This window comes from Candidatus Methylomirabilota bacterium (assembly GCA_036005065.1).
Lineage (GTDB): Bacteria > Methylomirabilota > Methylomirabilia > Rokubacteriales > DASRDR01 > DASYQW01.
Window position 1 is genome coordinate 1 of the sequence record DASYQW010000052.1, and the last position, 14,489, is coordinate 14,489.

Annotated in this window: 15 protein-coding genes; 3 read left to right on the forward strand and 12 right to left on the reverse strand. The window is 71.6% G+C overall.

Annotated elements, in window-relative coordinates:
• The 12 genes from VGW35_03710 to VGW35_03765 form a co-directional block, all read right to left on the reverse strand.
• Window positions 1–1,300: glycine/sarcosine/betaine reductase component B subunit (locus tag VGW35_03710; protein ID HEV8306748.1), on the reverse strand; the 1,300-nt coding region annotated here is incomplete at its 3' end.
• Window positions 1,290–2,639, reverse strand: coding sequence for a glycine/betaine/sarcosine/D-proline family reductase selenoprotein B (locus VGW35_03715; GenBank protein HEV8306749.1), 1,350 nt, complete (start codon window positions 2,637–2,639; stop codon window positions 1,290–1,292). The genes VGW35_03710 and VGW35_03715, both read right to left, overlap by 11 nt.
• A gap of 30 nt (window positions 2,640–2,669) precedes the next feature.
• Entirely contained in the window at window positions 2,670–3,152 is a 483-nt protein-coding gene (gene grdA / locus VGW35_03720) for a glycine/sarcosine/betaine reductase complex selenoprotein A (protein HEV8306750.1), read from the reverse strand.
• Between the two features lie 36 nt (window positions 3,153–3,188).
• A complete protein-coding gene (gene grdC, locus VGW35_03725; protein HEV8306751.1) occupies window positions 3,189–4,628 on the reverse strand; it encodes a glycine/sarcosine/betaine reductase complex component C subunit beta in 1,440 nt (479 codons plus the stop codon).
• Between the two features lie 22 nt (window positions 4,629–4,650).
• The gene (locus tag VGW35_03730; protein HEV8306752.1) at window positions 4,651–5,283 is read right to left on the reverse strand and encodes a hypothetical protein; all 633 of its coding nucleotides are present in this window, start codon (window positions 5,281–5,283) and stop codon (window positions 4,651–4,653) included.
• An 84-nt stretch (window positions 5,284–5,367) separates the two neighbouring features.
• Window positions 5,368–5,832, reverse strand: coding sequence for a thioredoxin (gene trxA, locus VGW35_03735; protein HEV8306753.1), 465 nt, complete (start codon window positions 5,830–5,832; stop codon window positions 5,368–5,370).
• A 122-nt stretch (window positions 5,833–5,954) separates the two neighbouring features.
• Window positions 5,955–6,341, reverse strand: a complete 387-nt coding sequence (locus tag VGW35_03740; protein HEV8306754.1) for a hypothetical protein — start codon at window positions 6,339–6,341, stop codon at window positions 5,955–5,957.
• Window positions 6,338–8,968 carry an ATP-dependent chaperone ClpB gene (gene clpB, locus VGW35_03745; protein HEV8306755.1) on the reverse strand — a complete coding sequence of 877 codons (2,631 nt, stop codon included), beginning with the start codon at window positions 8,966–8,968 and terminating at the stop codon, window positions 6,338–6,340. The genes VGW35_03740 and clpB overlap by 4 nt, the downstream gene beginning before the upstream one ends.
• Window positions 8,969–8,986: 18 nt before the next feature.
• Window positions 8,987–9,313 carry a chaperone modulator CbpM gene (locus tag VGW35_03750; GenBank protein ID HEV8306756.1) on the reverse strand — a complete coding sequence of 109 codons (327 nt, stop codon included), beginning with the start codon at window positions 9,311–9,313 and terminating at the stop codon, window positions 8,987–8,989.
• Window positions 9,314–9,324: 11 nt separating this feature from the next.
• Window positions 9,325–10,245, reverse strand: coding sequence for a DnaJ C-terminal domain-containing protein (locus tag VGW35_03755; GenBank protein HEV8306757.1), 921 nt, complete (start codon window positions 10,243–10,245; stop codon window positions 9,325–9,327).
• Entirely contained in the window at window positions 10,236–10,745 is a 510-nt protein-coding gene (locus VGW35_03760; protein HEV8306758.1) for a nucleotide exchange factor GrpE, read from the reverse strand. The genes VGW35_03755 and VGW35_03760 overlap by 10 nt, the downstream gene beginning before the upstream one ends.
• Window positions 10,746–11,138: 393 nt before the next feature.
• A complete protein-coding gene (locus VGW35_03765; GenBank protein ID HEV8306759.1) occupies window positions 11,139–12,818 on the reverse strand; it encodes an ABC transporter substrate-binding protein in 1,680 nt (559 codons plus the stop codon).
• A gap of 131 nt (window positions 12,819–12,949) precedes the next feature.
• On the opposite strand from VGW35_03765, the gene puuE reads away from it, so the two are divergent.
• The 3 genes from puuE to VGW35_03780 form a co-directional block, all read left to right on the forward strand.
• Complete coding sequence (gene puuE, locus VGW35_03770; protein ID HEV8306760.1) at window positions 12,950–13,873, forward strand: allantoinase PuuE; 924 nt, start codon at window positions 12,950–12,952, stop codon at window positions 13,871–13,873.
• A 110-nt stretch (window positions 13,874–13,983) separates the two neighbouring features.
• Complete coding sequence (locus VGW35_03775) at window positions 13,984–14,163, forward strand: hypothetical protein (GenBank protein HEV8306761.1); 180 nt, start codon at window positions 13,984–13,986, stop codon at window positions 14,161–14,163.
• A gap of 120 nt (window positions 14,164–14,283) precedes the next feature.
• The coding region (locus VGW35_03780) for a hypothetical protein (GenBank protein ID HEV8306762.1) at window positions 14,284–14,489 on the forward strand (206 nt) is incomplete at its 3' end.

A 14,489-nucleotide genomic window follows, 5' to 3' on the forward strand; every position in this document is an offset into this window, starting at 1 on the left:
AGTAGTCGACGCAGGAGAGGCGGGAGAACCCCCAGACGTCGTTGAGGTGGCTGGTGCCGTAGCGGCCCAGCGGGGGCGGCTGCTCGCCGTACCACTCGGGCCCGATCGGGCCGGCCCCGATGACCTTCTCGACCGGCGGGAAGGGGCCGGGGGCGCTCCCGTCGCCCGTGCTGACCACCGCCACGCACTCGGGCGCCGTCACGAGCAGCGGCGGGGCCGCGCCGTCCTCGTCGTCCTCCTCCTCGGTGATGAGGACGGTCTTGACGCCGGCCCGCTCGCAGGCCTGGACCACCGCCATGGTGTCCAGCATCCGCTGGCCGCGCAGCGTCGGCGTGACGATCGCCCCCGCCGCGCCGAGCGTGCGGGCGAGCAGCGCCGCCCGGTTGGCCATGAGCTCCTTCTGCCGCTGCTCCTCCCACATGGTCCGCACCATGAGGCAGCCCAGGAAGTTGAAGTCGAGGCCGTGGCGCCGGCACATGTGCAGCACGACGGTGTTGGTCAGCGGCCACGTGAACCACCGGTAGAAGCTGCCGCTGTAGAAGCTGCCGCACACGGCGCCGTCGAGCACTTCGGTCGGCTGGAGGAACCAGGGCTGGCTCAGGCGGGTGATCCCGTAGACGGCGGTCCCCAGGGTCGAGTCCGGGTTCAGGAAGATCGGCTCGGGGGACACGATACTGTGGATGTAGACGAAGCCCGGGAGCCCCGGCCGCGGCGCCAGGTCGAAGACCTCGACCTCGGCCGGAGCTTCCCCGACCGTGGCCTGAGCCAGCCGGTCCGACACCCTGAGCATCGCCTGCTGGACCACGCGGTTGGCCGGGTCGAGGTCGAGGTGGGCCGCCGGCTCGACGAGCAGGCAGACGTTGCAGGTCCCGGCCCAGGGGCTGACGGCGCCGGGCCCGGCCATGTCGAGGAAGTCGCCGTAGGCGGTGCCCGGCCGGTGGGAGGACAGGAGACCGTAGCGCTCGACGTCCTGGGGCGGAGTACAGGCGATGAGCGTCGATCCGCCGAGCCGGTTGGTGCGTCCCTCCCCGACGGTCTCCACGCCGCGCCCGAGGATGCCGGGATAGGCCACACCCTTGCCGGCAACCTTGACCCGCGGCTCGATGACGTCCGCGACGGTGATGATGCGCACGGATTCGCCCGGCCGGGCCAGCTCCAGATCCGCGCCGTCGACGAGCGGATCCTGCCGGACGGCATCCAGCAGCTCGTCCTTGTCGATCTCGAGCACGCGGTCGCGCCACCGGGTGGTCCGGCCGAACCGGACGTCCTCCACCGGGTAGTTGGCCAGCTCAAGGCGCATGGACGCGCTCCGGGGGCGCCGCCGCCGGCGGCTCGAACAGCGTGGGACCGGTCACCGCGGTCTGGAGCGCCTCCAGCGCGGTGCCGACGATCCGCAGACTCAGGTTCCAGTCAGCCTCGGGGGGCAGCTTGGGGTCACCGCAGGGGTGCTGGACCTGCACGCCGCGGACGACCCGGTTCGCGTTGGCGGCGATGGCGATCGCCGGCAGGGCGCCGACCAGCACCGTCGGAATGCCTTCTCGCTCGAGCTCCTTCGTGATCGTTGCGCCGCAACGATGGCAGCTCCCTCACCCAGACACCTGGAGGGCCCCGGCCACCCCGGCGGCCTTGAGCTCCTGGGCGATGCGCCGCCCGATCTCACGCGAGGGCTCGATCGCCGTCTGGTTGCCCACGGTGCTGAAGAAGTACGGGTAGATCCCCTTGATCACGCCCTCCGCCTCGAGATGACGCAAGGCGGGCAGCGGCAGGCCATAGTTGGGGTCCTGGGTGTTGAGGATCCGGGTGTTGAATCCCCCGTGGGCGGACTCCCAGTGCGCCACCTCCAGACGGTCCAGACCGGCGATCGAATAGCGGCCCGCCTGGAGGGCGCGGGCCCCCGGCAGCCCGTCCGGGTTGCCCCGCGGGACGATCCCGGTGCTGACGACGATCGCGATGGTGGCGCCCGCCAGATCCCGGATGGGGGGCACGGGCGGCACCCGGTCGTACTGCTGCACCTGGATCTCGGAGACGAAGGGGCGCCCGTCGACGCGCGCCCTCAGCATGTCCACGGCGCGCTCGTACCCGACCTTCTCCTTCACGACGAGGCGGCGGATACCACGCGGGACGTAGCCTTCTTCGCTGGCGGAGCCGAGGGACTCGCCCCGCACCAGCTTGAGCCCCAGGCGCGCCATCCGCGCGAGGATCGGCTGCATCTCGGCGGGGTTCAGGCCGGTCGGCACGGCCAGGAGCTCCCGCCGGTGCGTGATGATCGCGGCGTTGTCCGGGTACATGCCCGTCACCGCCGGGATGCCCCGGGACCGGGCGATCCGACAGATCAGGGCGCAGCCGAGCCCGTACCGGCCGGAATCGAAGGCCGGGCCCGCCACCACCAGGTCGGGCGCATGGGTGGCCAGGGCCGCCCCGATGGCCAGGCCCGCCTCGACCTCGCGCTCGGCCACGTAGTCGTCCCCGGCCAGGACCGTGGCGACCACCACACCCTCACCCTTCAGGATCTGCTGGAGGGCGCGGCCGGGGCCGATCGGGCCCTCGCGAACCTGCACCGGGGTGTCGGCCCGCTCCTCGCCGCCGATCCCGCCGAAGAACTGGTTCAGGTAATGCACCACGCGCACGGGCTGCGCCATGGGGGTCCTCCTCTCGCCCGACCCGGGAACCTACGCCGCGCCGTCGCCAGGCGCCGCGGTCCGTCGCACCTCCTGGACGGCCGCCACGATCTGGTCGGGATCCTCCAGCGCCATCTCGGCGATGCCGACCTCGGCCCGATAGACGCCCTCGTCGATCTGGGACCGGACCTCCGATTCGATGACGTGGTAGACGGGCAGGCCCAGCGCCGCTCCGGCCAGCGGCCCGGCCCACGTCGGGTCGCCGTCGGTGACGGTCATCGCGTAGAGGCGGCTGCTGTCGACGGTCGGCGTACCCAGCAGGACGACCACGTCCGTGGTCCCGACCCGCTCGACGGTGCGCTTGATCTCCTCTTGGCCCTCCAGGCCAAGCGCGCCCGCGGCCGTTCAGACGAAGCAGTGCGTCTGCTCGAGCACCACCTCCGCCCCCGCGCTGCGGGCGCAGTTGGCGATGGCCGTCCCCTGGACGCCGTCGCGCTCGCCCAGCACGATCACCTTCTTGCCCCGCAGCTCCATCCCACGATCCTCCCGCGACCCGTCGCGGCCGCGACGTCACCCGCCCGGATTGCGCTCCAGCACGACCGACAGCCCGTCGGATCCCTGCGTCATGCGGCCCAGGAAGAGGCTGCCCTTGGCCAGGAACATCACCCGCTGCATCCTACCATCGCGCATCCGGTCCACGCCATGACCGAGGAAGGGCACGGCGGAGGCGATGTGGCCCTGCGTCGGCGAGAACCCCGGCAGCCCGTGGGTGCGCGTGAAGTCGGCCACGTCCTCTTTGGCGAGGCCCTGCTTGGCGACCGCCAGGGCGGCGATGAGCTGGTAGTTGCGCTTGGCCACGTCGCCGCTTCCGGCCGGCTCGGTGAGCTCCGGGTTCTGGAGCTCGGTCGCGTACTTGTCGACGTCCTGGAAGCCGAGACGCAGCCGGGCGAGCGGCTCGGAGACGAGCCGCTCGAAGATGGCCTGCTGCGCCGAGCCGGCGCCGACGGTGTGCCGCCCCACCGAGTCGAGCCGGAGGACCGGGCTCCGGCCGTCATCCGGCCCCACGACGATGGCCACGGCGGCGAGGGTGTCTTCGAGGATCGGCTGGTCGTGGCGGAGGTGACCCTGGAACTTCATGCCGAGCTTGGCGAGCGAGCAGCCGCCGACCACCGCCACCTCCCGGTAGACCCCGGCGCTCACCAGGGCGCCGGCCATGACCAGGGCGTGCAGGGGGCCGCAGCAGAAGGCCTTGACGTCGGAGCCGGTGGCGTTGGACAGGGCGCACAGCTCCCCGATCGCCTTGGCCAGGTTGCCGCCGCCACGCTGATAGCGCTCGCCGACCGCTTCCTCCCCGCTGTTCAGGACGTACTCGAGCCGCTCGGGATCCAGCCGCTCATCCGCCATCAGCGTCCGGAGCGCCATGACCGCCGACGCCTTGCACGCCAGGTTCTCCAGGATCACGTCGGCGGTCAGGGTCGCGTCCGCCTCGTGGGCCCGGTTGACACAGCCGACCAGGCGCCCGTCGGCGAGATGAAGCGGAAGCGCGCCGGCCTCGGCCGCGACGTGCGTCTCGATGGCCGACGTCGGCAGGCCGTCCCCCAGCCGGTCGAGGTCGGCGGCCTGGATCAGCGGATGGCCCGCCAGCATCTGGCGAACCTCGCGCGCGAAGGCCGCCTCGAGCCAGACGAGGTCGAAGACGTCGCAGATGCGAAGGAGCCCGTAGAACTCCGTCTCCGGCATGATCTCGCCGTGCGGCTGCCGGCGTTGCCCGTCCCCCGTGACCCGGAACCAGGGCCGCGGGAGCGCGCGGAGATCGTCGGGAAAGAGGGCGCCCAGGAAGGCGCGATGGGGCGGGTAGGCGACGGCGTCCGCGTACGGTCGCAGATGGCCGCTGATGGTCGCCAGCAGGCCGGGCGTCGCCGCGATGTCCCGCGCCGGCTTGGACCCGTGGCGGACGAGGCCCGGCGTGTGGGCCAGGAAGTAGCGCACGCCCCGGATCACCGGCTTCATCGCGCCGGGCGCCGGGGCCCCGTTACTTCACGGGCACCATCAGGTGCTCGTACGGCGTGCCCGCCCACATGATCCAGGGGCCTCCCTGGTGGGGGTCGGTCTTGTAGACGTTGGGGTCGAGCTTCCCCGCCGGGAAGATCATGAGATGGGGCGGAGCGCTCATCCACTTCTCCCCCGAAGCCGGCTGGGTCGCGAACGGGTCGGTGTTGCTGGCGTCGCTTCCGCCCTGAAGCATGTAGCCGATCCCCGGCTGGGTGAGCTTCGGCTCCTTCTTGGTCATCCACGCCTGGGCCCAGGCCAGCGCGTTCTTGTCGAGGCACATGGGGTCGTTGCCGGGAGTCTTGGGATCATCCGGGAGGCAGGTCCAGTCGTTGGAGCCCTTCCGCAAGAGCATCGGCTCGCCGCCTTCCTTGGTCGCCCAATCCATGATCGTCGCGTCCTTCGCGATCGCCCGGGGCGCGGCGCTCATCGCGTTCCGGATCTTCCACGCGTTCGTCCTGGCGGGCGGCAGGCCGGGTTCCTTGAGGGGTGAGGTACTCCTGGGCGGCGGCGTGGTCGGGGAGGGCGGCGCCGGAGCCTGGACCTGAGCCGGCGCGCTCGGCGCCAGAATGAACACGCCAAGGATCGCGAGCCATGCGAGCGCGGCGAGTCGCATCGTGCCCTCCTCGGATGTGTGCCGGGTGACTCGGTTCGGCGGTAGTGTAGCACGCGGGACGACGGCGGGCTCCAGCCGCGCGCCTCACGTCGATCGGTTCGCGCCGGCGAGCACCTGCTCGAGACGCTCTTCGATGGCCTGCCGGGGCTGCAGCCCGACCATGCGGTCGACCAGGCGCCCGTCCGAGAAGAAGAGGAGCGCGGGGATGCCCTGGACGCCGTACCGCGACGCGATACCGGGGCTGTCGTCCACGTCGACCTTGACGACGCGGACTCGCCCGGCGTAGCGCTCGGCCAGCGCCTCGATGACCGGCTCCAGGGCCCGGCACGGGCCGCACCACGCGGCCCAGCAATCGACGAGGACCGGGAGCGGCGACCGGAGCACGTCGGTATCGAAGCTCCCTTCGGTGGCCGACAGCGGCCGGGTCGGTCCCGTCTCCAGGGGCGTCCCGCAGCGCCCGCAGCGGGCTCGTCGGTGGGCCTTGTCCGCCGGCACCCGATTCGCGGTCCCGCAGCGCGGACAGCGCCGGATCAGGTCGGGGTCCGCCATCACGACCGCCTCCCCGTCGGAGACCGGTTCTCAGTCACCCGAGCGGCCCGACCCCTGGCGCCCGCGGGAAGGCGTCGGAACGTACTCCGCGTGCCGCCGCTCACCGCCCGCCTCCGGCGGGCCTACCAGTCCGGGAGCCGCCGCGCGAGCCAGCGCCAGGTCGGCTCCGCCGCGCGCTCCCGGGCCAGCTCCGCGAGCACCGCGTCGACCGCGCCCATCGCCTCGGAGAGCCAGCGGGCGCTCTCGCCGCCATGTCCCCGGACCGCCTCCAGCGCCGAGCGGCAGACGGCCTCGACCACCTCGTCGGGCGCGTCCAGCTCGCGTACCAGCCGGCAGGCGGCGCGCACCGCCGACTCGACGGCGTCGCCGACCTCCCGGGCGCCGAGCGGGCCCCGCTCGAACCGCGTGACCACCATCTCCCGGACGGTGAGGCGGAGGCCGCGCACCGGCACGCCCGCGCGCAGGAGTCCCGCCAGCTCCGCGGCCAGCGCCTCCTCGAACGGCCTCACGCCGCGGGCTCCATGGGCCGCGCGCCGGGCGCCGGCTCTACCCGGAGCGCATCGCCGGCCATGTCCACGCGCACGGTCCCGCCGTCGCGGAGCTTGCCGGCCACGATCAGCCGCGCGACGGGCGTCTCCACCTCCCGCTGGATGGCCCGCTTGAGCGGGCGAGCGCCGAAGACGGGATCGTAGCCGACGCGGGCCAGGTGGTTCCGCGCCCCCTCGCTGACCTCCAGCGTGATTCGCCGCTCGGCCAGGCGCCGCCGCAGGCCTTCGAGCTGGATCTCCACGATCTTGCCGAGCTCGGCCTCGGTCAGCGCCCGGAAGACGACGACCTCGTCCACGCGGTTCAAGAACTCCGGCCGGAACTGCCGCCGGAGCGCCTCCAGCACCTGCTCGCGCATCCGCTGGTAGCTCCGCTCGTCGGCCCCACGCACCTCGAGGATGAGCTGGCTCCCGATGTTCGAGGTCATGATGATCACGGTGTTCTTGAAGTTCACCGTGCGGCCCTGGCCGTCGGTCAGCCGCCCGTCATCCAGCACCTGGAGGAGGGCGTTGAAGACGTCCGGGTGCGCCTTCTCGATCTCGTCGAGCAGCACGACCGAGAACGGCTTCCGCCGGACCGCCTCGGTCAGCTGCCCGCCCTCCTCGTAGCCCACGTAGCCCGGCGGGGCACCGATGAGCCGCGCCACCGTGTGCTTCTCCATGTACTCGGACATGTCCAGCCGCACGATGTTGTCCTCGTCGTCGAACAGCGTCGCCGCCAGGGCGCGCGCCAGTTCCGTCTTCCCCACTCCGGTGGGCCCCAGGAACAGGAAGCTGCCGATCGGGCGCCGGGGGTCCTTGATGCCAGCCCGGGCCCGGACCACCGCGTCCGCCACCGCCCGCACCGCCTCGTCCTGTCCGACCACGCGGCGGTGCAGCTCCTCCTCGAGCCGGAGGAGCTTCTGCATCTCCCCCTCCATCAGCTTCGCGACCGGGATGCCCGTCCACCGGGAGACGATCTCGGCGATGTCCTCCTCGTCCACTTCCTCCTTGATGAGCCGCCGCCCGCCGGCGGCCGCCGCCCGCCCTTCCTCCTCCTTCAGCTCGCGCTCGAGCGTGGCCAGCGTCCCGTACTGCAGCTCGGCCACCCGATTGAGGTCGTACGCCCGCATCGCCTTCTCGATCTCGAGCTTGATCTCCTCGATGCGCTTCCGCAGCTGCCGCGGCCGCTCGATACTCGCCTTCTCGCGCTCCCACTGCTCGCGGAGCTTCTGGGCCTCCCCCTGCAGGCGCCCGAGCTCCTGCTCGAGCTTGGTGAGGCGGTCCCGGGAGGCGGCGTCCGTCTCCTTGCGCAGGGCCTCGCGCTCGATCTCGAGCTGCATGATCCGGCGGCTGATCTCGTCCAGCTCGGCCGGCATCGAGTCGATCTCCGTCCGGAGCCGCGCCGCCGCCTCGTCGACGAGGTCGATGGCCTTGTCGGGCAGGTACCGGTCCGAGATGTAGCGGTGGGGGAGCACCGCCGCCGCGACCAGCGCCGCGTCCTTGATCCGGACGCCGTGATGGACCTCGTAGCGCTCCTTGAGCCCGCGCAGGATGGAGATGGTGTCCTCCACCGTGGGCTGATCGACCATGACCGGCTGGAACCGGCGCTCCAGCGCCGCGTCCTTCTCGATGTGCTTCTTGTACTCGTCGAGCGTGGTCGCCCCGATGCAGTGGAGCTCGCCCCGGGCCAGCATGGGCTTCAGGAGATTGCTGGCGTCCATGGCGCCCTCGGCCGCGCCCGCGCCCACCACCGTGTGCAGCTCGTCGACGAAGAGGATGACCTCGCCCTGAGCGTCCTGGACGGCCTTGAGCACCGCCTTGAGGCGCTCCTCGAACTCGCCGCGATACTTGGCCCCGGCGATCAGCGCCCCCATGTCGAGCGCTACGATGCGCTTGCCCTTGAGCCCCTCGGGCACGTCCCCCCGCACGATCCGCTGGGCCAGGCCTTCCACGATCGCCGTCTTGCCGACACCCGGCGGTCCGATCAGCACGGGGTTGTTCTTGGTGCGGCGCGAGAGGATCTGGATCACCCGGCGGATCTCCTCGTCGCGGCCGATGACCGGGTCGAGCTTGCCCTGCTGGGCGAGCGCGGTGAGGTCCCGGCCGTACTTCTCGAGCGCCTCGTAGGTCCCCTCCGGCGTCTGGCTCGTCACGCGCTGGCCGCCCCGGACGGCCGCCGTCGCTTCCAGCAGCGCCTCGCGCGTCAGGCCGGCCGCGCGGAACACCTCGGCCACCGCGCCGTCCTTGAGGCCGGCCAGCGCCAGGAGCAGGTGCTCGACGCTCACGTATTCGTCCTTCATGCGCTGCGCCTCGGTCTCGGCGGCGCTCAGGACCTCGTTGACGCGCGGCGCGATGTACACCTGCCCCGCGGGTGCCCCGGGTCCGGACACCCGGGGCATGCGCGCCAGCGCCTGCTGGAGCCGTTGCACCAGCGTTCCCGGGTTCGCGCCCGCCTTCTCGACGACGCGCGACGCCACGCCGCCGTCCTGCGCGAGCAGGGCGACGGCCAGATGCTCGGCCTCGATCTGGGGATGGCTGTGGCGCTGGGCCAGGCCTTGCGCCTGACGGATCGCATCCTGGGCCTTCTCGGTCAGCCGGTTGGGATCCATGATTCCGTCCTTCCTCATTCAGCGCATGGCGCGCTGGCGAACCAGCTCGGCCTCGACACGCTCGAGCCGCTCCAGAAGGTCCACGATGATCGCCGCGCCGGCGAGGTTCACACCGAGATCCCGGTAAAGGCGGAGCATCCGCCGGAGCCGCACCGCAGCCGTGACGGTGAACTGGCTCGCCCCGGGCGTGACCGGCTCCACCAGCCCGAGGTGGACCAGGCGCACGAGCCTGGCCGGGCTGATGCCGGCGGCTCTGGCCAGCTCCTCGCCGGACAGGTACATCTCGCCTCCCCGCGGCGTGCCGACGATCGGCATGCTGAATGGCGTCCGGGGCCGCGTGCTCATGGGCCTTCCCCTCATCCTCCGGCCGGCCGGTCGGCCGGGGCCGAGGCCTCCCGCTTCAGCGTCTCGTAGGCCGCCCGCTCCGCCGCGCTCGGCCGCTCGGGAACCACGATCCGGACGACCGCGTAGAGATCGCCCCGACCGCCGTCCCCGCGCGGCAGCCCGCGGCCGCGCAGGCGCAGGCGCCGCCCGGCCGGTGTTCCCGCCGGCACCCTGAGCGTCACCGGCCCGTCGGGGGTCTCGATCCGCACCTCGGCCCCGAGCACCGCCTGCCACGGCCAGAGCGGCAGATCCATCTCCAGATCGTCGCCGGCCAGCCGGTAGCGCGGGTGCGGGACCAGGCGCACGTGGAGGTAGAGGTCGCCCGGCGGCGCCTCGCCCAGGCCGCGCTCCCCCTGGCCCGTCAGGCGCAGCACGGTCCCCTCGCGCGCCCCGAGCGGAATCTCCACATCGAGGCTCCGGCTTCCGTTCAACGTGATCCGGCGCCGGCCTCCGCGGAGCAGCTCCTCCAGCGTGATCGGCAGCTCGGCCTCGACGTCACTCCCCGGGAGCGTGATCCGGACACCGCCGCGGCCGGACCGTCCCCGGGACCGTCCGAAGAGCGCGGCGAAGAAGTCGCTGACGTCGCCGAGGTCCTCGAACTCCGAAGCGCCGCCGGCGCTCCACCCGCTGTCAGCCGGCGGCGAGAAGTCCATCCCGCTCTTCCAGTTGGCGCCGAGGGCGTCGTACCTGGCGCGCTTGTCGGGATCGCTGAGGACCTGGTAGGCCTCGTTGATCTCCTTGAACCGCTCGGCGGCCTGGCTCCGCTCGGCGGCGGGTTGCAGGTCGGGATGGTGCTTCCGCGCGAGCTGGCGGTAGACGCGCTTGATCTCCTCGGCGGTCGCGGTGCGCGGCACGCCCAGCACCTCGTAGTAGTCGCGGAACTTCACCGCCACGGGCCGGCGGCCTCCCGGGGCGCCGCCACCACGACCTGGGCGGGCCGGAGCAGCTCGTCTCCGAGCCGCCAGCCTCGGCGCACCTCGCGGGTGACGGTCCCGGGCTCGGCGCCGTCGGACGGAGCCGTGGCGACCGCTTCGTGGACTTTGGGGTCGAAGGGCCGCCCGACGCTCTCCACGGGCTCGGCCCCGGCTTCGCGCAGGGCCGCGATGAACAGCCGGTGCGTCGCGGCTACGCCCTCGTAGAAGTCCGGGTCCGTGGACCCGGCGGCCAGGGCTCGCTCGAGGGTGTCCAGCACCGGAAGGAGCGGCAGCAGCGCCGCCCGTCGCCCGTCGCGCCGGGTGACCTCCTGCTCGCGCGCCATCCGGCGGCGAAGGTTATCGAAGTCGGCGAGGAGTCGAAGGTTGCGCCGCTGCGCGTCGTCGAGGGCACGGCGCAGATGCTCGACCTCGTCGAGCTCGACCGGCCGATCGCCGGCTTCAGCCTCGGCGGCGTCCATCGGTCACCTTCCGCCGCGAACGCCTTCCCGGGCTCCGGGCTCAACCAGCGTTCCGGTGGTCCACGAGGACCCCCTGGGGGGTCCCGAGGTCGATGCCGATCAGGCTCATGTCTCGATAGTCCCTCCCCCCCTCGGTCCCGTCAAGCTGGACGGTCGCGCATTCCTTCCGAGCCGGGGAGGGAGTGGCGTGAGCGACGGATCAGCCTGGTCAGCGGCCCAGCACGTCCTCCGGCCTGATGGCCACGGTGTACAGCGTGGTCCGCTCGTCGAAGCGCGTCAGGAGCCGTTCCGCCTGGGCGGAAACCACGGCCTTCTCATGATTTTCAGAAAAAGGCGGGGGGCCCGGATAGGCCCCCCGCCGAAGCCCCTCGAGCGTGGCGATCAGCCGCGCCCTCAGGTCGTGACGGCGAGCTGGTGGCCGAAGATGTAGAGGGTCGGGTGGATCTTGAAGCCCTGGACGCGCTTGTCCATGAACGTGAACACCGAGCGCCAGATGGGCTGCACGATGGGCCCGTCCTCCTGCAGGATCCCCTCCAGCTTGGCCATGATCTCCCGGCGCTGGTTCACGTCGATGGTGCCCTCGGCCTGGGTGAGCAGATTGTCGAAGTCCTTGTTCGAGTACCGGGACTCGTTCCACGGGACGCCGGTCCGGTAGGCCAGCCCGAGCACCATGGTGCCGAGGGGCCGGTGGGTCCAGCCGGTGAAGCCGAACGGCACCTTGGTCCACACCTCCCAGAACTGGGTCGACGGCATGAGGTTGATCTTGACCCGGATGCCCGCGTCCTTCCACTGCTCGACCAGCGCCTGGACCGCCAGCAGCTCCCACTGGGGGTCGCCCTTGCAGGCGATCTCGGCGTCGATCCCGTTGGGATAGCCGGCGTCGGCCAGGAGCTTCCTCGCCCGGGCGACGTCGCGCTTGAACTCGGGCAGCTTCGCATACTCGGGATGGATCGGGCTCACGTGGTGGTGCTCGCCGGCGGACCCCAGGCCGCGATGGGCCAACTGGACGATCGCGTTGGCGTCCACGGCGTAGCGCATGGCCTGGCGCACCCGCTTGTCGTCGAACGGCTTGACGGGGTGGAAGCGCGCGACCGCGGTCTGGGCGGTGGTGACCTGGTAGAGCTGGAGGTGGGCGAGCTTCTGGAGGGCGTCGAGCTGCAGGATGAACCCCTGGTAGAGGCCGTCCACCTGCTTTCCGGCCAGCGCGCTGACGTGCGCCGCCGGGTCGTCCCCGAGGTCGATGAACTCCAGGGTGTCGAGGTAGGGCCCGCCGCCCCAGTAGTCCTTCCGGGCCTTGAAGACCTGCCGGCGCCCCACCTCGTTGACGACCATCTCGAAGGCCCCGGTGCCGTTCGAGCCCGCCTTGAACTCGCCGTTCTCGGCGGGGTCGAGGATCAGGAGGGGGTAGTGGAAGAGCCACTCGGGCACCGCGAGCTGCGGGGTCTTCCCGTTGAGCCGGACCGTGAAGTCGTCGACCTTCTGGACCGCGTTGGCGTCCCACAGGCGCGTGGACTTCTTGGGGTTCCCCTTGTCATCCTTCTCGCCGGTCTCGAACTCCTCCAGGAGGAAGCCCTTCATGAGCCCGAGGACCGAGGAGCCCGTCTTGGGGTCCAGGACGCGCTTCAGGTTCCACACCACGTCGTCGGCGGTGAACGGCCGGCCGCTGTGCCATTTCACGTTCCGGCGGAGGCGCAGCGTCCAGGTCTTGAGGTCCGGGCTCGGTTCCCACTTCTCGGCGAGCCCGGGCCGGGTGACGTTGTCGACGCCGGTGACGGTCAGGTAGTCGCAGACCTGCCGGGCCGAGTTCGACGACTCGACCCAGCTGTAGGTGTGCGGGCTCTTCAGGTCCTGGCAGCGCGTCCCGATGCGCAGCACTCCGCCCCGCGGGAGCGCCTGGGCCCGCGCCTCCGGGATCACGCGCTCACCGGTCACCTTCGCGACGAACGCGTAGGCGGCCGGCGCCGACATGCCCAGGAACGTCGCGTAGCGCAGGAACTCGCGGCGGTCGATCTGGCGCTCGACCAGCTGCCGCTTGAGGGTGGGGATGTGGACGTGTTCCTTGTCGTCTCGCATCGAAGGCCCTCCTGTCGACGGGTGCGATCGGGAATGGCCAAGTGTGTATGGTCCGCGCGCCCTTGTCAACGCCCCATCGCTCGAGGGCGCCCGCTCGTGCTAAGCTCGCCCCCGCAGTCGCCGCCTGGCGGATCATGCCGGTCTATCCCCGCGATCTCGTCGGTCACGCCGACCGTCCACCCGACCCGCGGTGGCCGGGTGGCGCGCGCCTCGCCGTCAACTTCGTCCTCAACTACGAGGAAGGCGGCGAGCGCTCGGTCCTCCACGGCGACGACACGTCGGAGACGCGGCTGGCCGATCTCTTCGCCCCGACGCCGCTCCGCGGCGCCCGCGATCTCGCCATGGAGTCGGCCTACGAGTACGGCGCCCGGGTCGGCTTCTGGCGCTTGATGCGGGTCTTCGCCAGCCGGACGGTCCCGCTGACCGTCTATGCCGTGGGCATGGCCCTGGAGCGCAATCCGCGGGCAGCCGAGGCGATGGCGCGGCAGGGCTGCGACATCGTCGATCACGGCTGGCGCTGGCTCGACTACCACGGCGTCGACGAGGCGACCGAGCGGGAACACATCCGCCTCTCGGTCGAGGCGATCCGGCGCCTCACCGGGGCCCGGCCGCGGGGGTGGTACGTGGGGACGCCGAGTCCCAACACGCGGCGCCTCGTCGTGGAGGAGGGCGGGTTCCTCTATGACAGCGACGCCTACAACGACGAGCTGCCCTACTGGAACCACGAGCACGGCCGGCCGCACCTCATCGTCCCGCACACCCTCGACGACAACGACACGCGGCTGGCCCGCGGCCTCGGCTGGGGCCAGGCCGAGGACTTCTCCCTCTCGCTCCGCGACAACTTCGACGCGCTCTACCGCGAAGGCGCCGAGGCGCCCAAGATGATGACGGTCGCCGTCCACTGCCGGCTGGCCGGCAAGCCCGGGCGGGCAGCCGCCTTCGCGCGCTTCGTCGATCACGTGCTGCGCCACGACCGGGTGTGGATCTGCCGCCGCCTCGAGCTCGCCGAGCACTGGCGCGCCCACCACCCGCCGGCATCAGGGTCGACCCCGTGACCGAGATCGAGCCGATCCTCAATGAACCGACCTTCCAAACGCGACCTTCGCTTGCTGTTGGCAAGCTTATTGGCGCCGTCAGGCAGCGACTTCGATAGCCTCCCGCGCCGGTGATACCGGTCGCCGAACTCGACAACCTCGCTCGCGCTCGTATCGAAGATGCAAAGGCGCTCCTCGCGGCGGGCCGCTTCGACGGCCTGGTGATCAGCGGGCAGATCCGGTTGCGCCGGCTCGATGGCTGGCGCCAGATCCCCGCTATCCTGCGTGAGCACCGCCGATCGGCGGCATGACGCATCGCGCATTGGCTCTAGGATCGCGTTCGGCGAGCCGACCCATATCGGGGTATCCTCCAGATCGGCTCTTTCCCCACGATTCCGACCCGCGCGATGGTGCGTGAAGGAGGACGGGCGATGGCGAGAATCAGTGCCCGAGGATTGCCGCTCCTGCCGCTCTTGGTCGTCTCGCTCGCCGCGGGATGCCCGTGGCCCGCGATCGCGGACGACGCGACGCCAACGATCAGGATCGTCGAGCCGGCGGATGGCGCGGTCGTGAAGGGACCGGGCGTCACCGTCCGTGTCGATGTCTCGAACTTCACGCTCCAGAGGCGGGGGAGCGG

Bases quoted from the DNA above. Each gene is read 5' to 3' on its own strand.
- grdC (HEV8306751.1), bottom strand. From the start codon at position 4,628: ATGAAGCCGGTGATCCGGGGCGTGCGCTACTTCCTGGCCCACACGCCG.
- VGW35_03730 (HEV8306752.1), bottom strand. From the start codon at position 5,283: ATGCGACTCGCCGCGCTCGCATGGCTCGCGATCCTTGGCGTGTTCATT.
- trxA (HEV8306753.1), bottom strand. From the start codon at position 5,832: ATGGCGGACCCCGACCTGATCCGGCGCTGTCCGCGCTGCGGGACCGCG.
- clpB (HEV8306755.1), bottom strand. From the start codon at position 8,968: ATGGATCCCAACCGGCTGACCGAGAAGGCCCAGGATGCGATCCGTCAG.
- VGW35_03750 (HEV8306756.1), bottom strand. From the start codon at position 9,313: ATGAGCACGCGGCCCCGGACGCCATTCAGCATGCCGATCGTCGGCACG.
- VGW35_03760 (HEV8306758.1), bottom strand. From the start codon at position 10,745: ATGGACGCCGCCGAGGCTGAAGCCGGCGATCGGCCGGTCGAGCTCGAC.
- VGW35_03765 (HEV8306759.1), bottom strand. From the start codon at position 12,818: ATGCGAGACGACAAGGAACACGTCCACATCCCCACCCTCAAGCGGCAG.